13 protein-coding genes and 1 pseudogene are annotated in these 18,650 nt (G+C 56.7%); 4 read left to right on the top strand and 10 right to left on the bottom strand.

What is annotated here, in order from left to right; translation table 11 throughout:
- Window positions 1-3: 3 nt before the first annotated feature.
- The 7 genes from USG84_RS19450 to USG84_RS19420 form a co-directional block, all read right to left on the bottom strand.
- On the bottom strand, window positions 4-1,137 hold the full coding sequence (locus USG84_RS19450; protein ID WP_151414099.1) for a Gfo/Idh/MocA family protein: 1,134 nt from the start codon (window positions 1,135-1,137) through the stop codon (window positions 4-6).
- Window positions 1,138-1,145: 8 nt separating this feature from the next.
- Entirely contained in the window at window positions 1,146-2,174 is a 1,029-nt protein-coding gene (locus tag USG84_RS19445; protein WP_028014045.1) for an ABC transporter permease, read from the bottom strand.
- A gap of 11 nt (window positions 2,175-2,185) precedes the next feature.
- Window positions 2,186-3,733: a sugar ABC transporter ATP-binding protein gene (locus USG84_RS19440; RefSeq protein ID WP_151414100.1), complete on the bottom strand. Its 1,548-nt coding sequence runs from the start codon at window positions 3,731-3,733 to the stop codon at window positions 2,186-2,188.
- A gap of 48 nt (window positions 3,734-3,781) precedes the next feature.
- On the bottom strand, window positions 3,782-4,711 hold the full coding sequence (locus USG84_RS19435) for a sugar ABC transporter substrate-binding protein (protein ID WP_151414101.1): 930 nt from the start codon (window positions 4,709-4,711) through the stop codon (window positions 3,782-3,784).
- 31 nt (window positions 4,712-4,742) lie between these two features.
- Window positions 4,743-5,729 carry an inositol 2-dehydrogenase gene (iolG, locus tag USG84_RS19430; protein ID WP_320738425.1) on the bottom strand — a complete coding sequence of 329 codons (987 nt, stop codon included), beginning with the start codon at window positions 5,727-5,729 and terminating at the stop codon, window positions 4,743-4,745.
- 299 nt (window positions 5,730-6,028) lie between these two features.
- Window positions 6,029-7,954, bottom strand: coding sequence for a 3D-(3,5/4)-trihydroxycyclohexane-1,2-dione acylhydrolase (decyclizing) (gene iolD / locus USG84_RS19425; RefSeq protein ID WP_320738424.1), 1,926 nt, complete (start codon window positions 7,952-7,954; stop codon window positions 6,029-6,031).
- A gap of 11 nt (window positions 7,955-7,965) precedes the next feature.
- The gene (locus USG84_RS19420) at window positions 7,966-9,471 is read right to left on the bottom strand and encodes a CoA-acylating methylmalonate-semialdehyde dehydrogenase (protein ID WP_253542945.1); all 1,506 of its coding nucleotides are present in this window, start codon (window positions 9,469-9,471) and stop codon (window positions 7,966-7,968) included.
- A gap of 292 nt (window positions 9,472-9,763) precedes the next feature.
- On the opposite strand from USG84_RS19420, the gene USG84_RS19415 reads away from it, so the two are divergent.
- From USG84_RS19415 to USG84_RS19405, 3 genes are all read left to right on the top strand, one after another.
- Window positions 9,764-10,597 carry a MurR/RpiR family transcriptional regulator gene (locus USG84_RS19415; RefSeq protein WP_151414103.1) on the top strand — a complete coding sequence of 278 codons (834 nt, stop codon included), beginning with the start codon at window positions 9,764-9,766 and terminating at the stop codon, window positions 10,595-10,597.
- Between the two features lie 109 nt (window positions 10,598-10,706).
- The gene (locus USG84_RS19410; protein ID WP_253542947.1) at window positions 10,707-11,405 is read left to right on the top strand and encodes an HNH endonuclease; all 699 of its coding nucleotides are present in this window, start codon (window positions 10,707-10,709) and stop codon (window positions 11,403-11,405) included.
- A 158-nt stretch (window positions 11,406-11,563) separates the two neighbouring features.
- Window positions 11,564-12,427: an FRG domain-containing protein gene (locus USG84_RS19405; RefSeq protein ID WP_253542949.1), complete on the top strand. Its 864-nt coding sequence runs from the start codon at window positions 11,564-11,566 to the stop codon at window positions 12,425-12,427.
- 889 nt (window positions 12,428-13,316) lie between these two features.
- On the opposite strand, the pseudogene tnpA reads toward USG84_RS19405, so the two are convergent.
- The 3 genes and pseudogenes from tnpA to guaB all read right to left on the bottom strand — a co-directional run bounded on the left by tnpA (window position 13,317) and on the right by guaB (window position 17,104).
- Window positions 13,317-13,774: pseudogene (gene tnpA, locus USG84_RS19400) on the bottom strand (IS200/IS605 family transposase).
- Window positions 13,775-13,990: 216 nt separating this feature from the next.
- Window positions 13,991-15,568 carry a glutamine-hydrolyzing GMP synthase gene (gene guaA, locus USG84_RS19395; protein ID WP_253542951.1) on the bottom strand — a complete coding sequence of 526 codons (1,578 nt, stop codon included), beginning with the start codon at window positions 15,566-15,568 and terminating at the stop codon, window positions 13,991-13,993.
- Window positions 15,569-15,637: 69 nt separating this feature from the next.
- Entirely contained in the window at window positions 15,638-17,104 is a 1,467-nt protein-coding gene (gene guaB, locus USG84_RS19390; protein ID WP_014884799.1) for an IMP dehydrogenase, read from the bottom strand.
- Between the two features lie 158 nt (window positions 17,105-17,262).
- Between guaB and xseA the strand changes: the two genes are divergently transcribed.
- On the top strand, window positions 17,263-18,636 hold the full coding sequence (gene xseA, locus USG84_RS19385) for an exodeoxyribonuclease VII large subunit (protein WP_253542953.1): 1,374 nt from the start codon (window positions 17,263-17,265) through the stop codon (window positions 18,634-18,636).
- The last annotated feature ends 14 nt before the right edge of the window (window positions 18,637-18,650 follow it).

The raw sequence follows: 18,650 nt of genomic DNA, 5'->3' as shown, positions 1-18,650 counted from the left end.
TCATCAGACAATGTCGTTCACGTTCAGCCAGCGGCCTTCCCGGTGCGAGAGTGCAATCGCGTCCAGCACACGCGACACCTTCCAGCCCTCTTCGAAGTCCGGCCACATCGGCGCGTCGGCGGCAATCCCGTCCACCAGGTCGCGCACCTCCACCGTTTTTTGATCGTTAAAGCCAATCCCGTGTCCCGCGCCCATGCAGAACGCGGCGTAGTCCGGGTGCGCCGGGCCGACCAACAGCGTGCGGAACCCCTGACGGTTCACCGGATCGTCATGCAGATAGAGCTTCAGCTCCGCCATGCGCTCCTGGGTGAAGCTGATGGCGCCCTTCGTTCCGGTGATAACGTACGACAGCCCCATCTTGCGGCCGCAGGCGACGCGGGAGGTTTCAATCACCCCCTGCGCCCCACCGGCAAAACGCACCATCGCGTGGGCCTGATCCTCGTTTTCCACCGCAATCATCTCTGACGATCCGGCCTTTGCCGGGCGCGCCGGGACCACAATCTTCAGGTCGCCGCAGACCTGCTCGATATCCCCCACCAGGTACTGGGCCATATTGACGATATGCGCCGCCAGGTCGCCCAGCGCCCCCAGCCCGGCAGTCTCTTTAAAGCAGTGCCAGTGAATGGGCGACAGCGGGTCGGCCATATAGTCTTCGTTGTGGGTGCCGTAGAAGTGGATCACCTCGCCAATCTCGCCGCGGGCGATAATCTCCTTCGCCAGCTGCGCCGTCGGGTTCTTCATGTAGTTGAACCCCACCAGCGTTTTCACCCCGGCCCGCTTCGCGGCGTCGACCATCTCGCGCGCGTCGTGGGCGTTGAGCGCCAGCGGCTTCTCCGAGTAGACGTGCTTGCCGTGGCGGATCGCCTCCAGCGCCATCTCCTTATGCAGGTGGTTGGGCGAGCAAATATCCACCACGTCAATGGCCGGGTCGGCCACCAGCGCCCGCCAGTCTCCCGTTGAACGGTTAAAACCAAACGCCCGCGCGCGCTCTGCCGCCAGCTCCGGCGTGACTTCCGCCACCATCTCCCGCACCAGCCTGCCGCGCAGGTTGAACACCGTCGGGGCCTGGGCATAGGCGATAGCGTGCGCCTTGCCGATATACCCGGTGCCAATCAATCCAATACGAACCTCTTTCATCGCTATCCTCACAGTGCGCCGCGACGGCTCTTGGCATAGGTATCGAATGCCACCGCCAGAACGATAATTAACCCGGTGATAATCTGCTGGTAGTAGGCCGAGACGTTCATCAGCACCAGGCCGTTAATCAAAATGCCCATGATGATGGAGCCGATAATGGTGCCGCCGATGCGCCCGTAGCCGCCCATCAACGAGGTACCGCCGATCACCACCGAGGCGATAACGCGCAGCTCAAAGGAGATCCCGGCGACCGCCTCGGCGCTCCCCAGACGCGCGCTCAGAATGAAGCCCGCCAGCCCCGCCAGACAGCCGATCAGCACGTAGACGCTGACCAGCACGCGCTTCACGTTAACCCCCGCCAGGCGCGCCGCCTCCGGGTTGCCGCCGATGGCGTAGACGAAGCGACCCCAGCGGGTTTTATGCAGCGCCAGATAGCCGCCGACGGCGACGATGGCGAAGATCCAGATAGGAATAGATATGCCGAGCAGCTCGCCGCGCCCCCACCAGCGGTAGCCGGGATCAAAACCGGCGATCGGCGCGCCGTCGTTAATCACCAGCGTCAGGCCGCGCCAGATGGTCATCCCCCCGAGGGTGACGATGAACGGCGGCAGGCGCAGGCGGGTGACGCCCAGGCCGTGCAGGAAGCCAATCGCCGTGCCCATGGCCAGACAAATCCCCAGCCCGATCAGCCAGCTCATGCCGCCCCAGGCGTTCGGGTCGACGGTGGTAAAGTTGTCGCCTTTGATCACGTACGCCGCGGTCATAGCGCACACCGCCAGAATGGAGCCTACGGAGAGGTCGATCCCGGCGGTGAGAATGACGAAGGTCATCCCCACGGCCATGATCCCGTAGATGGATACCTCGGTCAGGATGTTGAAAATATTGCGCTCAGAGAAAAAATTGCTGTTCTGCGACTGGAAGAAGATCAGCAGCAGGATCATGAAAATCAGCACCCCGAAGCGCTCGAAGAAGGCGATGGGATCGATGCGTCCGGCGCGTTTGACCGGGGCCTGCGTTTTAGAAATCATCTGCGTCATGAGAAACTCCGTTATGCCGCGTTCAGGGCGTTGTGGTTGATGGCCATCATCGTCATCAGCCGTTCTTCGTTAGCGTCGTCACCGTGGATCTCGCCGGTGACCCGGCCTTCGCTGAGGGTGATGATCCGGTCAGACACCGCCATCACTTCAGGCAGATCGGAGGAGATCACGATCACCGCCACGCCCTTTTTCGCCATGTCAAACAGCACCTGGTGCACTTCCGATTTGGTCCCCACGTCGATACCGCGCGTCGGCTCATCGACGATCAGCACCCGCGGGTTGAGCGCCATGCAGCGCGCGAGGATCACCTTTTGCTGGTTACCGCCGGAGAGCTTGCGCACCTCCTGCGCGCTGTTGACCATTTTGATCTGCAGCGCCTGCCGGTAGGACTCAATCAGGTCGTCCTCTTTGCGGGTATTCACAAACCAGCGCCACTGCAGCAGCGAGGAGAGGCACGAGAGCGACAGGTTGTCGCGAATCGACAGCCCCAACACCGCCCCCTCTTTTTTGCGATCTTCCGGCACCAGCGCCACGCCCTGGTCGAGGGCATACAGCGGGTCGCGCGGCTGGTACGGCACGCCGTCCAGCTCAAAGCTGCCGGAGGTAAACGCGTCTGCGCCAAACAGGCAGCGGGCCACCTCGGTGCGTCCCGCGCCCACCAGCCCGGCAATGCCTAAGACCTCCCCGGCGTGGACGTGGAAGCTGATGTCGTGCAGGGCGATGCCGTGCGGATCCAGCGGCGGCTTTTCGCGGCTCAGCCCTTTCACCGACAGGCGGACGGGTTTGTCTTCATGATGGGTTTCGCTGGCGGGGCGGCGGTTAAAGGCCACGTCGCGCCCGACCATCAGGCGGATCAGCTGCTCTACGTTGGTCTCCGCCACCGCGCCGGTGCCGGTAAAGCGGCCGTCCTGGAACACGGTGAAGCGATCGCAGAGCTGGAAAACCTCGTGCAGGCGGTGGGTAACGTAAATAATGCTCACGCCGCGGTTTTTAAGCTCGCGCACCACGCGGTGCAGGCTTTCCACCTCGCTGTCGCTCAGCGCGGCGGAAGGTTCGTCCATGATGATTAGCCTGGCGTTGAGGGTCAGCGCCCGGGCGATTTCCACCATCTGCTGCTGGGCGACGCTCAGACGGGCGACCGGCGTGGTCGGCGCAACGTTCAGCTGCAGGTAATCGAGAATGACCTGCGCCTCCTGGTTTACCGCCTTTTCGTCGACGATCAGGTTACGTTTACGCGGCTCGCGCCCGAGAAACATGTTTTCCGCGACGGTCATGTTGGGCAGCAGGTTGAACTCCTGATAGATGGTGATAATGCCCTTGTTCTGCCGTTCCACCGGGGAGTCGTCCATCGGCAGCGTTTCGCCGTTGAACCAGATATCCCCGCGCGTTTGCGGCTGCGCGCCCGCGAGCGCCTTCAGCAGCGTGGATTTTCCCGCTCCGTTTTCCCCCAGCAGGGCGTGGATCTCCCCCGCGCCGACGGTCAGCTGGGCGCTGCTCAGCGCCCAGACGCCGGAAAAGCTTTTTGCCAGGTCGGTCACTTTCAGTAAGGGTTGCGACATCGGTCTGCTCCTCCTCATGTTGAGCCGCCGGAGGCGGCTCGGGACATATCAGTTACCGGCCTCACCGATACGCTCAGCCTGCTGCAGGTTCTCTTTGGTGATAAGCGTTGGCGGATAGTCGGCCCCGGTGATGGCTTTCTTCTCGCGCACGTTGGCCACCAGCTGGCTCATCGCCGTCTGCACCGCAAAGCCCGGACGCTGATCCGCCGTTACCGCCAGCCAGCCGTCGCGCACGCGGGCCAGCGCTTCCGGCACCGCATCAAAGCCGGTCACGAGTATTTCACCCGGCTTCACGCCCTGGCTCTGCAGGGCTTCAATCGCTCCCAGCGCCATATCGTCGTTGGCGGAGAGGATCACCTGCGGGCGTTTCGGCAGCGAAGGCAGCACGCTTTCAACGATGCGCATCCCTTCGGAACGCATCCAGTTGCCGGTCTGATCGGCGACGATCTTGTACTTATCCCCGCCCGCCTTCAGGCTGTCGCGGATCCCTTTGGTGCGTTCAATATTGGAGGAGGAGCCCGGCTGGCCGGTGAGCAGAATGATCTCCGCACCGTCGGGGAATTTGGTTTTGACGAAGTCGCCAATCGCCTGGCCGCCTTTATAGTTGTTGGCGCCAAAGTGCGGCACTTTCTTCTGGCTGTCGACGGAGCGGTCAAGGGTGACCACCGGCAGCTTCGCATCCTGAATTTCATCCACCGCGCTGGAGACCGCGTTCACGTCGTTCGGGGAGACGATAAAGCCCTGCGCCCCGCGGGTGATGGCGTTTTCCAGGTCAGCCACCTGCTTCGGCGAACTGCCCTGCCCGTCCAGCACCTGAAGCTTCACGCCCATCTCTTTCGCGGCTTTCACCGCCGTGCGCTGCATGTGAACCTCAAACGGCATCGCCAGGTTTGGCGTACTGAAAACAATCTGCTCGTTTTCGGCGAGGGCGGCCCCGGACCTCATGGCGATGAGGGCGGCTAAGATCAGTTTTTTCATTATTATGTCTCTCTGTGTAGGGTTGTGGTGTTTAGAGGACGATCTCGCGCTGGCTACGCAGCGACTCCAGCGCTTTATCCGCAAGGTACAGCGCACGTTCACCATCATCGCCGCTGCAGTCAGGCACCGCTTCGCCGCGCAGGACCGCAACAAAGTGTTCCCATTCCGCGGCGTAAGCGGATTTGTAGCGCTGCAGGAAGAAGTGTTCCGGCAGCGCGCTGGTGCAGCCCTGTTTGCCGTAGTGCTGCACCTGGTTTTCAAGAATGTTGCCCGCGCACAGCAGCCCTTCGGAGCCGTGCAGCTCCAGACGCTGGTCGTAGCCGTAAGATGAGCGGCGGCTGTTGACGATGGTCGCCATCGCGCCGGAGGCATATTTCAGAACGATAAACGCGGTATCGATATCCCCCGCCTCGCCAATCGCCGGATCCACCAGGTTGCTGCCCTGGGCATACACCGACACCGGCTCTTCGCCCATGATGAAGCGCGCCATGTCGAAGTCGTGAATGGTCATATCGCGGAACATGCCGCCGGAGACGCGCACGTACTCGGCGGGCGGCGGAGACGGGTCGCGGGAGATAATCAGCAGCGATTCCGGCTTGCCGATGCGCCCGGCCTGGGCGTCGGTTTTCACGCGGCGGAACTGCGGGTCAAAGCGGCGGTTAAAGCCGATGAACAGCGGCACGTCGTACTCTTTAACCACCTTCAGGCAGTCGCGCACGCGGGCGAGATCAAGGTGGACCGGCTTTTCGCAGAAGATGGCCTTGCCGTGGCGGGCGGCCATTTCAATCAGGTCCGCGTGGGTGTCGGTGGCGGAGGCGATCAGCACGGCATGAACGTTAGGGTCGGTCATCGCATCAATGAGGCTCTGCTGGCGGGCCTGATATTGGGTGGCGAGGCGGGTGGCAAATTCTTGATTCGGGTCAACCACGGACCAGAGCGTGGTCGCGCCGTGGCTGGCGATGTTAGCTGCATGTACCTGGCCAATTCGGCCAGCGCCCAGTAAAGCAATGTTAAACATAACGGCTCCCGGTGTTGGTGAATGCTGTGAACTAACGACCCTATAAATAAAACATTTATTTCATTTTTATAAATAGTGAAAATTATGTTTTTGAGTGTGGGTTAACACTTTTGAGATGAATGAGATAATTTTTGTTATCAATCTCACAACATGCGAAGACGTGCTACCAACCCCTCACCCCGGCCCTCTCCCCAAAGGGGCGAGGGAGAAAAGGCCGCACCGAACCATCCCCTCTCCCCTTTGGGGAGAGGGTTAGGGTGAGGGGAAATGAAATGAAAATTTCGTTAAAGCGGAAAAACTCAATACTGACGGGCTTTTTTCACCTGCGCCTGCGTCTGCGCTGCGGCCTTACGCACGGCAGAAGACTCTGCCACCTGCGCGTCACCGGTTCGCCACCACGAGGCATAGTCGTGGGTCATGGTCTTCGGCAGCACCTTGATGTCCAGCAGCGTCGGGCCCGGATGGGCGCGGGACGCCTCAAGCGCCGCCAGCAGGCTTTGCTCATCGTGCACCCGCCACGCGCGGCAGCCGTAGCTTTCCGCGTTTTGCGCAAAATCGACCTTCACCAGCGGCCCGTCGAGCCGCCCGGTTTCCGGGCTGCGATGGCGGTTTTCCGTGCCGAAGCTGCCCATCCCGTGCCCCATCTGCAGGTTATTAATGCAGCCGAAGCTGGCGTTATCAAACAGCAGAACGGTGACCTTAATGCCCTCCTGCACGGCGGTTTGCAGCTCGGAGTGCAGCATCATGTAGGAGCCATCCCCCACCATGGCGTATACCGGCAGCGCGGGTCGGGCGAGCTTCGCGCCAATCGCCGCCGCAATCTCGTAGCCCATGCAGGAGTAGCCGTACTCCAGGTGATAGCTGTCCGGCGTTTTGACCTGCCAGAGGCGCTGTAAATCGCCCGGCAGCGAACCGGCCGCGCCCACCACGATGGCGTTATCTTCAATATGCTGGTTGATCAGCCCCAGCACCCGCGTCTGGGTCAGGCGGGTGTTGAGCGTCTCGCCGTATTCAGCCAGCTGCGCGTCCAGGTGTCCCGCCACCTCAGGCGCGTCGTCCGGATGCCACTGGCGATCCCACAGGCGGCGGCACTCGTCGCGCCACGCGGATTTCGCCTGGGCGATCGCCTCTCCCCAGCCGCTGCGGTAATCACCGAGCGCGTGGGTTAAGGCCTGGAGCCCGGCTAGGGCATCGGCTACCAGCGCGGTCGCGTCCAGCTTCAGGGCGTCAAACTCGGCCACGTTCAGCAGCAGGAATTCGACGTCCGGGTGGGAAAAGAGCGCCTTGGAGCCGGTGGTAAAGTCGGTCAGGCGCGTGCCGACGCCAATCACTAAGTCAGCCTGTGGCGCAAGCTGGTTGGCGGCCATTCCGCCCGTCACCCCTACGCCACCCAGGTTAAGTGGGTGATCACTTACCAGCGCCCCCTTTCCGGCCTGGGTTTCGGCAAACGGCAGCCGCAGCGTCTCGACGAATTCGAGAAACGCCTCATGCGCGCCGGAGTAGCGCACGCCGCCGCCGCACACCACCAGCGGACGACGCTTGCGGGCGATCAGCGCCCGCGCCTGCGCCAGACGCTGCGGATCGGGCGGACGGCGCTCGATGTGGTGCACGCGACGCGCGAAGAAGCTCAGCGGGTAATCCCACGCTTCCCCCTGCACGTCCTGCGGCAGGCAGATGGTCACCGCCCCGGTATCTGCGGGGTCAGTGAGCGTTCGCATCGCGCTTAGCATGGCGCTCATCAGCTGCTCGGGGCGGTTGATGCGGTCCCAGTAGCGGGAAACCGGACGGAAGCAGTCGTTGGTGCTGATGCTGAGATTGTGATACTGCTCGATCTGCTGCAGCACCGGGTCCGGCTGTCGGCTGGCGTAGATATCGCCCGGCAGCAGCAAAAGCGGGATGCGGTTCGCCGTGGCGGTGGCCGCCGCCGTTACCATATTGGCGGCGCCCGGCCCGACCGAGGAGGTGACGGCAAAAATGCGCTGGCGACGGTGCTGTTTGGCAAATCCCGTAGCCATGTGGGCGATGCCCTGCTCGTTGCACCCCTGCATGATTTTCAGATGACCGGGATCCTGCTCCAGCGCCTGGCCGATACCCAGCACGTTGCCGTGCCCAAAGATGGTCGCCACGCCCTCCACGAAGGGCGTTTCGTTGCCGTCCACGCTGACGTACTGTTGATTCAGGAACCGGACCAGCGCCTGGGCCATGGTCATACGTTCGGTTTGCATAACGCCTCCTGTCAGCCCAGCGTCGGCATGGAGAACGCAGCGCCTGTCTCCTGCTGCATTTCCGGCCAGCGCGCGGTGATGGTTTTCATTCGGGTGTAGAAACGCACGCCGTCGTTGCCGTGCACGTTGAGCGCGCCAAAGATGGATCGCTTCCAGCCGCCGAAGCTGTGGAACGCCATCGGCACCGGGATCGGCACGTTGATCCCCACCATGCCCGACTGCACCTCTTCGCAGAAGCGGCGCGCGCAGCCGCCGTCGCGGGTGAAGATCGCCGAGCCATTACCATATTCATGGCGGTTAATCAGGTCCACCGCGCTGGCGTAATCTGCTACGCGCACCACAGAAAGCACCGGGCCGAAAATCTCTTCTTTATAGATGGTCATCTCCGGGGTGACGTTATCGAACAGAGTCGGCCCGACGAAGTAGCCCTGCTCGTGGTCCTTCACGCTGAAGCCGCGCCCGTCCACGCGCAGATTCGCCCCCTGCGCTTCCCCGCTGTCGATGTAGCCCAGCACCTTGCTGCGGTGCGCGGAAGAGATAAGCGGCCCCATTTCGTTTTCCGGCGACTGGTCCAGGCCCGGCCCGACGCGCAGCGCGGCAATCTGTTTTTCCAGCCGGGAGCAGAGGTCGTCGGCGGTTTTATCCCCCACCGCCAGCACCACCGAGAGCGCCATGCAGCGCTCGCCCGCCGCGCCATAGGCCGCGCCCATGATGGCGTTGGCCGCCATCTCCATATCGGCGTCCGGCATCAGAATGCAGTGGTTTTTCGCGCCGCCCAGCGCCTGACAGCGCTTACCGTGGGCGGACGCGGTCTGGTAGATGTATTCGGCAATCGGCGTGGAGCCAACAAAGCTCACCGCCTGCACGCGCGGGTCGGTCAGGAGCACGTCAACGGACTCTTTATCCCCCTGCACCACGTTGAACACGCCGTCCGGCAGGCCGGCCTCTTTCAGCAGCTGCGCCAGCGCGAGCGCAAGAGAGGGATCTTTTTCAGAGGGTTTCAGCACGAAGGTATTGCCGGTCGCCAGCGCAATCGGGAACATCCACATCGGCACCATCGCCGGGAAGTTAAACGGAGTGATCCCAGCGCAGACGCCGAGCGGCTGCATCAGCGAGTGGCTGTCCACGCCCGTGCCAACGTTCGCAGAGTGTTCGCCCTTTTGCAGATGCGGGATGCCGCAGGCAAATTCCACCACTTCCAGGCCGCGGGTCAGTTCGCCCACCGCGTCGGAGAAGACCTTGCCGTGCTCCTCGCTGATGATGCGGGCCAGGCGCGTCATGTTCTCTTCCAGCAGCGCCTTGAAGCGGAACATCACGCGCGCGCGCTTAAGCGGAGCCTGGCGCGCCCACGCCGGAAACGCCTGCTGCGCGGCGGCAATCGCCTGTTCGGTTTCCCGCGCCGTACTCATCACCACCTGGCGGATCTGCTCGCCGGTGGCCGGGTTGAAGATCGCCTGAACGCGCTGGCCTGAACCGGTGACACATTCGCCGTGAATAAAATTCGCTACCGTCTCCATCCTTAACCTCTCGCTGTTGATACGTGACTGTTACCTGAACGCTGTGTACTGGACACTATATATGAAACAAACATTCCATTTTAAGTTGAAATAAAATAAATAATGATTATTGTGATCAAGGATGGATTTTTATGTTAATAGCCAGCAACACTGACGCCGCGTGCGCTATTAAGGGATTTCGGGCGAGGAAATGGCTGAAGCTTCTGTTTCATTTTTGCTGCCAGATGGATGGCCGACATTTAAAAGACGCGGTTTTGCGTTTAGAATCATAAGACTGTATTTGGGGGATAAGATGACGACAGCAACCAGCCTGAACGAACTGCAGCAGCAAATCCGCGATCGCTACGATAGCCTGAGCAAGAGGCTGCAGCAGGTCTCCCGCTACGTGCTGGATAACACCAACAGCGTGGCCTTTGATACGGTTGCCGTCATTGCCGAGCGCGCCGACGTGCCGCCGTCGACGCTGATCCGCTTTGCCAACGCGTTTGACTTCACCGGCTTCAACGAAATGAAACAGCTGTTTCGCATGAACCTGGTGGAGGAGACCGCCAGCTACAGCGACCGCGCGCGGCTGTTCCGCGAAATGGAGAGCGAGGCCGTGCCGGAAACGCCGCTCGATATTCTGCAGGAGTTCGCCCGCTCTAACGCGCAGTCGCTGCAGCAGCTGGCCGCCCGCGCCGAGCCGGAAATGCTGGAGCGCGCCGTACAGCTGCTGGCCGACGCCGACACCATCTACATCGCCGGACTGCGCCGCTCCTTTAGCGTCGCGGCCTATCTTACCTACGCCCTGAGCCACCTCGAGTGTCGCCCTATCCTGCTCGACGGCATGGGCGGGATGCTGCGCGAGCAGATCAGCCGCATTAAGGCGCGCGACATTGTGGTGTCGATCAGCTTCTCGCCGTACGCGGAAGAGACGGTGATGGTCAGCGAAACCGCCGCCAGCGTCGGCGCGCGGCAGATTGTGATTACGGACAGCCAGATCAGCCCGCTGGCGACGTTCAGCGATCTCTGCTTTGTGGTGAAAGAGGCGCAGGTGGATGCGTTCCGGTCTCAGTCGGCAACGCTGTGCCTGGTGCAGTCGCTGGTGGTGGCGCTGGCGTATCGTCGGGGCAATAGCGGGAAGTAGCCCCCCTTCGGGGAGAAGAGGGTTTCAGCGTTAATTGAGAGGGGATTATTCCCACTCGATTCTCAATCAAAATGAAAAATGCAGAAAAAATAATTCTTTTGGAGTTTTAATGGATTCATACTTAGATATTTTACCTAAAGGATTTACAGCTATAGCAGTGAAAACAAAGGGGCACAACTTTTTCATCGATCGCAAGGGAATATCATCTACAGGTTGTTGGGTTGTATCAAAAGATAGAGTCGATGATTATGTGATTGTTTTTCACCAAACAAGTTCTGTTAACAATGTATATATTGGCGAATTTATTGGAAAAAAGGCTGAGGAATTTACCGAGCGGAAGGAAAAAAAATACCCACGCTATCGAATTTTTATAAAAAATATTAAGCTAGCTCTAAAAACTAATACAAACTGGACTTCTTTTGTAGGAAAAAACAATGGTGGCTTCGAACGAATATATTTAGAAAACAAAGGACAGGAGAAACCTAAATATCTAGACCCTGACTCAATTGAAGCCGAAGAAGGATATAGAAAAGACTATAGCCAAATGATGAGTGCTAGAGATAGAGATTTAGCTAATGCTCGAAAGAAAAAGGATAATTACACTTGTCAGTCATGTAAAAAACAATACCTAGTGAATAATAAATATGTTATTGATTGCCACCATTTGAACCCAATTAATTTAGGGAAAAGAAAAACAAAATTAGATGACCTTGTTTCGCTATGTCCAACGTGTCATCGAATAGCTCATACCCGGATCCCTCCATATTCTTTAAAAGAATTAAAAGGCATTATGGAAATTTATACTTAGCAATGCGTCGAAGACATGCTTCTAAGCTGGATTTTTTTGAGGATTGTTTCTGTGTTATGGGCTAAAAGGGTGCTTTGAAATAATGGGGGTATTGCTTATCTTGTCGTGAGCCTACCCCTATATTTTAATATCATTAATTAACAAAGGAAAAAGATAAAATGATTCAACATAGTGAAAATATATTCTGCGAGTACACCGTTGAGTCCTGGAAGGATTGTAGAGAATTATTGAAGCTTATCGAGGGTTGGGTTTTTAGAGGACAAGCGGATAGTGACTGGCTCCTACAAACCACTCTTGAAAGGGGAGCTAAAATTAACTCCACCAATACAAGGAACATACCATTAGTGGAAAAAAATATTATAGATAAATTTCAACGACGAGCTATTCATTATTTAGATAAATATCCAGAAAAAGAAAACATTCTGGAGTGGTTATCTCTAATTCAACATCATGGAGGCCCTACGAGATTGTTAGACTTTTCGTATTCCTATTACGTTTCACTATTTTTCTCAATCGATCAAGCAATAAAAGAGTCTTCCATTTACTGTCTCAATAGAGAATTGGTTAGACAGAAAGGACTAGAGACAGAAAAATGGAGAGGATTAGATAATGAGAATAAATTTGGAACTCGGGAGTATTGCAATGATGCACTTAAAGAACAGACATCAAACCCCTTAGTAATTCTAGTTGAGCCTTTTAACATGCATGAAAGATTATCCAGACAACAAGGATTGTTTGCGGTGCCTTTTGAAGGGAGGCAATCGTTCGAGTATAACTTATCACTAACCGTAAATCGTTACCAAAAAGAATTACCCAAAAGCAGAGTTATCGATAGTTATATTGAAGAACTTGAGATTTTGCGGTACGAATGTGCATTATTAAAAATTAAGATCCCAAAATTATTGCATAATGAAATACGAAAAGAGCTAAAACTGATGAATATTTCAAGTGAAACTCTTTACCCCGGAATTGATGGTTTTTCTAAGTCTTTATATGGTGAGTTTGACTTAAAGTCACGATAGTATTTTAGTATATCTATAAAGCACAACAGCAGACTTGATTTAGCTGAGAGTTTGAGGGTTAAAACAGTCAGTTTACTAACATAGTAGTCAATATACAAATGATGTGAAAAATTAGTTGCAGCACAATTTTGAGGAAATAGCATAATTGGATGACTCAGGCCTATATTGAATTTAATTAGTCACAAAACAGTCCAAGTGCGGAAGTTTTTGTGAGTTTATGGTATGGATGGCAATTCATACGCCACCCATATCCTTTCTTTATAACGATACATCTACGCAATTTCGCTTGGCGTCAATGCTTGCAGTGCGCATACTATCAATTACATTCTTAATTTTTCATCCGTACTCAACAGCCAACGATAGACTTGCGATGAGAACTCTCTAGCGTGCGCCCTTTAACGACATAGCCCTAGCTATTTTGTATTCCGTTTAATGAATAATTATAGCAAGATTATACCTGTCCAACCCTAGTCATCACCATGTAAAGACCTCATCCTGCTAAAATTTATTTTTTTCAATTACTTAAGGTAGTAATTACTTGTATGAGTCATACATAGATATTGCTCTCCTTTTTTAATAAGTGCGATGTTGTAAAATCTAAAAATAAAATAACTTTATTATTTTTTAGTTCAGTAATAAAAATACCATAAATCATCTGCTATTCATTACGTGATACTTTTCCAAACCTAAATTCGAAACCAGAGAGTACCATCAATATACCAGTGAATAAAACGTACGTACCGTTGCTAACAGCTGTCAGGAAGTGCCAGACACAAAAACAATAAATATCCTCCGGCATAGCCGGAGGTTTTTCTGATGCGCCTATAAGGCTCTCTTACCTGCCGCGCCCTAACAGGCGCATGCGATCTGACATTTGCATCAGACTTCGCTACTTACGGCCCGTAAACGGGCTTCCCGGATAAGGGATCGATAACTGCTCTCCCATTTTATCCTCTTCAAGCTGGTGCTTTATGTATTCCTGTATCTTCGCCGTGTTCTTACCCACCGTATCGACGTAGTACCCTCTGCACCAGAATTCCCTGTTCCTGTATTTGAATTTCAAATCGCAAACTGCTCATAAAGCATCAGGCTGCTTTTCCCCTTCAGATAACCCATAAACCCCGAGACACTCATCTTCGGAGGGATCTCAAGAAGCATATGGATATGATCTGCACAGCATTCTGCTTCCAGAATGTTCACATTTTTCCACTCACACAGTTTCCTTAAAATGCTGCCTATCGCTCTACGTCTCTCACCGTAGAACACTTGCCTTCGGTATTTCGGCGCAAAAACTATGTGATATTTACAGTTCCATCGGGTGTGCGCTAAGCTCTTTTCGTCCCCCATTGGGACCCCCTTTTGATTTCTTGTTGAACTTTTGCAGTTGCCAGACCGCAAGGTGTTTTAACAAATCAAAAGGGGTTTTGATAACTGGCTCAAAGCTGAAAGCTTGACGGAACCCCCAGCCTAGCTGGGGGTTTTCTGTGCACAAAAAAAGCCCGCAATTTCGCGGGCTTCCGGGTGTTTCTTGCAACTCGCTGTCGGTTTATGCCAGACGCGGGGTTACTCCCACTCAATCGTAGCCGGTGGCTTACCGCTGATGTCATACACCACGCGGGAAATACCGTTCACTTCGTTGATGATGCGGTTAGACACGCGGCCTAAGAAGTCATACGGCAGGTGCGCCCAGTGCGCCGTCATGAAGTCGATGGTTTCCACCGCACGCAGGGAAACAACCCAGTCGTACTTGCGGCCATCGCCCATCACGCCGACGGAGCGAACCGGCAGGAACACGGTGAACGCCTGGCTCACCTTGTTGTACAGGTCAGCTTTGTGCAGCTCTTCGATGAAGATAGCGTCCGCGCGGCGCAGCAGGTCGCAGTACTCTTTCTTCACTTCGCCCAGCACGCGCACGCCCAGACCCGGGCCAGGGAACGGGTGACGGTAGAGCATGTCGTACGGCAGACCCAGTTCCAGACCGATCTTACGCACTTCGTCTTTGAACAGCTCGCGCAGCGGTTCAACCAGGCCCATCTTCATCTCTTTCGGCAGGCCGCCCACGTTGTGGTGAGATTTGATGACGTGCGCTTTACCGGTTGCGGAGGCCGCAGACTCGATCACGTCAGGGTAGATGGTGCCCTGCGCCAGCCACTTCACGTCTTCCAGCTTCAGCGCTTCTTCGTCGAACACTTCCACGAACACGCGGCCGATGATCTTACGCTTGGCTTCCGGATCGTTCTCGCCTTTCAGCGCGTCCAGGAAGCGCTGCTCGCCTTCCACGTGAACGATGTTCAGACCGAAGTGGTCGCCGAACATGTCCATGACCTGTTTCGCTTCGTTCAGACGCAGCAGGCCGTTGTCCACGAAGACGCAGGTGAGGTTTTTGCCGATGGCGCGGTGCAGCAGCATCGCGGTCACGGAGGAGTCCACGCCGCCGGAGAGGCCGAGGATCACTTTGTCATCGCCAACCTGCTGGCGGATACGCTCAACGGCGTCGTCGATGATTTTTGCAGGGGTCCACAGGGCTTCACAATGGCAGATGTCGCGCACGAAGCGCTCCAGCATGCGCATACCCTGACGGGTGTGGGTCACTTCCGGGTGGAACTGCACGCCGTAGAAGCGTTTTTCTTCGTTCGCCATGATCGCAAACGGGCAGCTTTCGGTGCTGGCAACGGTCACGAAGTCAGACGGGATGGCGGTGACTTTGTCGCCGTGGCTCATCCACACGTCCAGCAGCGGTTTGCCGTCTGCGGTCAGGGAGTCTTCGATACCGCGCACCAGCGCGCTGTCGGTGACGACTTCTACCTGCGCATAGCCAAACTCGCGCTCGTTAGAGCCTTCAACGTGGCCGCCCAGCTGCATTGCCATGGTCTGCATACCGTAGCAAACGCCGAATACCGGCACGCCCGCTTCGAACACGTACTGCGGCGCGCGCGGGCTGTTCTCTTCGGTGGTGCTTTCCGGGCCGCCGGACAGGATGATGCCGCTTGGATTGAATTCGCGAATCTGTGCTTCCGTGACATCCCACGCCCACAGTTCACAGTAAACGCCCAGTTCACGTACGCGACGCGCCACCAGCTGAGTGTACTGAGAACCAAAGTCCAGGATGAGAATGCGATGTTTATGAATGTTTTCCGTCATTGACGCTAATTCCGAGGCAAGTGAAACAGATTAAATAAATCGCCCGACACGAGGTCGGGCGAAGAAAAATCAGGAGCCCAGACGATAGTTCGGGGACTCTTTGGTGATCGTCACGTCGTGAACGTGGCTCTCCTGGATACCCGCACCGCTGATGCGTACGAATTCCGCTTTGGTACGCAGCAGGTCAATGGTACCACAGCCGGTCAGGCCCATACAGGAGCGCAGGCCGCCCATCTGCTGGTGAATGATCTCTTTCAGACGGCCTTTATAGGCAACGCGGCCTTCGATACCTTCCGGTACCAGTTTGTCAGCGGCGTTATCGGTCTGGAAGTAACGGTCAGAGGAACCTTTGGACATCGCGCCCAGGGAGCCCATACCGCGGTAAGATTTGTAAGAACGGCCCTGGTAGAGTTCGATTTCGCCCGGGGATTCTTCGGTACCGGCCAGCATGGAGCCTACCATTACGGCAGCTGCGCCCGCGGCGATGGCTTTAGCGATGTCGCCAGAGAAGCGGATACCGCCGTCAGCGATAACCGGAATACCGGTACCTTCCAGCGCTTCAACCGCGTCAGAAACCGCGGTGATCTGCGGAACGCCCACGCCGGTCACGATACGGGTGGTACAGATAGAGCCAGGGCCGATACCCACTTTCACCGCGCTGCAGCCGGCGTCAGCCAGCGCGCGAGCGCCTGCGCCTGTTGCTACGTTGCCGCCGATGATCTGCAGGTCAGGATATTTTGCACGGGTGTCGCGAATACGCTGCAGCACGCCTTCGGAGTGGCCGTGAGAGGAGTCAATCAGCAGCACGTCAACGCCCGCAGCAACCAGCGCGTCAACGCGCTCTTCGTTACCTGCACCTGCGCCAACCGCAGCGCCAACGCGCAGACGGCCATGCTCGTCTTTACAGGCGTTCGGTTTACGTTCTGCTTTCTGGAAATCTTTAACGGTGATCATGCCGCGCAGGTGGAAGTTCGCATCCACAACCAGCGCTTTCTCAACGCGTTTTTCGTGCATTTTCGCCAGCACCACGTCGCGGGTTTCGCCTTCGCGGACGGTCACCAGACGCTCTTTTGGCGTCATGTAGACGCTGACAGGCTGGTTCAGGTCAGTCACGAAGCGCACGTCACGACCGGTGATGATGCCGACCAGTTCATTGTCTTCGGTCACTACCGGGTAGCCGGCAAAGCCGTTACGTTCGGTCAGGGCTTTCACTTCGTGCAGGGTGGTGGTTGGCAGAACGGTCTGTGGGTCGGACACGATGCCGGACTCATGCTTCTTCACGCGGCGAACTTCTTCCGCCTGACGCTCGATAGACATGTTTTTGTGGATAAAGCCAATGCCGCCTTCCTGTGCCAGGGCGATAGCCAGGCGCGCTTCAGTCACGGTGTCCATTGCCGCGGAGAGCATAGGAATGTTCAGACGAATGGTTTTCGTCAACTGCGTGCTGAGGTCGGCAGTATTCGGCAGAACGGTGGAATGAGCGGGAACGAGGAGGACGTCGTCAAACGTCAGTGCTTCTTTAGCGATACGTAGCATGGGCAATATCTCTGACCTGGGTGGTTAAATATTGCCGTGGCATTATACAGAGCGTAACCGATTGCATCTACACTTTTTTGAAAAAATGCTTGCGAATGCCTCTCAGCAGGTTACTATCGACTGAATAACTTGCTGATTTAGAATTTGATCCCGCTCACATGTTATCCTCTCAATCCCCCTCAATTTATACTGTCAGCCGCCTTAATCAGACGGTGCGTTTGCTGCTTGAGCAGGAAATGGGGCAGGTCTGGATCAGCGGTGAGATTTCTAACTTCACGCAACCGTCCTCCGGACACTGGTACTTTACCTTAAAAGACGATACCGCTCAGGTGCGCTGTGCGATGTTCCGCAACAGCAACCGCCGCGTGACGTTCCGTCCGCAGCACGGTCAGCAGGTTCTGGTTCGCGCCAATATCACCCTGTATGAGCCGCGCGGCGATTACCAAATTATCGTCGATAGCATGCAGCCCGCGGGCGAAGGCCTGCTGCAGCAGAAGTATGAACAGCTAAAAGCAAAGCTCTCTGCCGAGGGATTGTTCGACCAGCAGTTCAAAAAACCGCTGCCCTCACCTGCCCACTGCGTTGGGGTCATCACCTCGAAAACCGGTGCCGCTCTGCACGACATTTTGCACGTCCTGAAGCGTCGCGACCCTTCCCTGCCCGTCATTATCTATCCGACCGCCGTTCAGGGCGACGATGCGCCAGGCCAGATTGTTCGCGCCATTGAACTGGCGAACGCGCGTCAGGAGTGCGACGTATTAATCGTCGGGCGCGGCGGCGGATCGCTGGAAGACCTGTGGAGCTTTAACGACGAGCGCGTGGCGCGGGCAATCTTTGCAAGCGCCATCCCCGTGGTGAGCGCCGTCGGGCATGAAACGGACGTAACGATAGCCGATTTTGTTGCGGATCTGCGTGCGCCTACGCCGTCCGCCGCGGCGGAAGTGGTGAGCCGTAACCAGCTGGAGCTGCTGCGTCAGCTTCAGAACGGCCAGCAGCGTCTTGAGATGGCGATGGATTACTTCCTCGCGAATCGTACCCGCCGCTTTACCCAGCTTCATCACCGTCTTCAGCAGCAGCACCCGCAGCTGCGTCTGGCGCGTCAGCAGACCGTGCTGGAGCGCCTGCGTCAGCGCATGAACTTTGCGCTGGATAATCAGCTTAAGCGCGCGGTGTCGCGCCAGCAGCGCGTGACCCAGCGCCTGAACCAGCAGAACCCGCAGCCGAAAATCTATCGTGCGCAAACGCGCATTCAGCAGCTGGAGTATCGCCTGGCGGAGACTCTCCGGGCGCGGCTGAGCACCACCCGCGAACGTTTTGGCAACGCGGTGACCCATCTGGAAGCCGTGAGCCCCCTCTCCACGCTGGCGCGCGGCTATAGCGTGACGACGGCAGCGGACGGCAAAGTGCTGAAGCAAGCAAAACAGGTGAATACCGGTGACGTTCTTACCACCCGCCTGTCTGACGGCTGGGTAGAAAGCGAAGTGAAATCAATTAAACCGGTGAAAAAGACGCGTCAGCGCAAAACCGGATAATTCTTCGCCGGTTA

The sequence above is a fragment of the Enterobacter sp. 168J2 genome (assembly GCF_034107265.1).
Taxonomy (GTDB): domain Bacteria; phylum Pseudomonadota; class Gammaproteobacteria; order Enterobacterales; family Enterobacteriaceae; genus Enterobacter; species Enterobacter nematophilus.
Note: the sequence above shows the minus strand (reverse complement) of the source record. Positions and strands in the feature narration are given on the sequence as shown.

Coding starts and splice junctions, on each gene's coding strand:
- USG84_RS19420 (WP_253542945.1), bottom strand. CDS start 9,471: ATGGAGACGGTAGCGAATTTTATTCACGGCGAATGTGTCACCGGTTCA.
- USG84_RS19415 (WP_151414103.1), top strand. CDS start 9,764: ATGACGACAGCAACCAGCCTGAACGAACTGCAGCAGCAAATCCGCGAT.
- iolD (WP_320738424.1), bottom strand. CDS start 7,954: ATGCAAACCGAACGTATGACCATGGCCCAGGCGCTGGTCCGGTTCCTG.
- USG84_RS19435 (WP_151414101.1), bottom strand. CDS start 4,711: ATGAAAAAACTGATCTTAGCCGCCCTCATCGCCATGAGGTCCGGGGCC.
- USG84_RS19445 (WP_028014045.1), bottom strand. CDS start 2,174: ATGACGCAGATGATTTCTAAAACGCAGGCCCCGGTCAAACGCGCCGGA.
- USG84_RS19405 (WP_253542949.1), top strand. CDS start 11,564: ATGATTCAACATAGTGAAAATATATTCTGCGAGTACACCGTTGAGTCC.
- USG84_RS19440 (WP_151414100.1), bottom strand. CDS start 3,733: ATGTCGCAACCCTTACTGAAAGTGACCGACCTGGCAAAAAGCTTTTCC.
- USG84_RS19410 (WP_253542947.1), top strand. CDS start 10,707: ATGGATTCATACTTAGATATTTTACCTAAAGGATTTACAGCTATAGCA.
- guaB (WP_014884799.1), bottom strand. CDS start 17,104: ATGCTACGTATCGCTAAAGAAGCACTGACGTTTGACGACGTCCTCCTC.
- USG84_RS19450 (WP_151414099.1), bottom strand. CDS start 1,137: ATGAAAGAGGTTCGTATTGGATTGATTGGCACCGGGTATATCGGCAAG.
- xseA (WP_253542953.1), top strand. CDS start 17,263: ATGTTATCCTCTCAATCCCCCTCAATTTATACTGTCAGCCGCCTTAAT.
- iolG (WP_320738425.1), bottom strand. CDS start 5,729: ATGTTTAACATTGCTTTACTGGGCGCTGGCCGAATTGGCCAGGTACAT.
- guaA (WP_253542951.1), bottom strand. CDS start 15,568: ATGACGGAAAACATTCATAAACATCGCATTCTCATCCTGGACTTTGGT.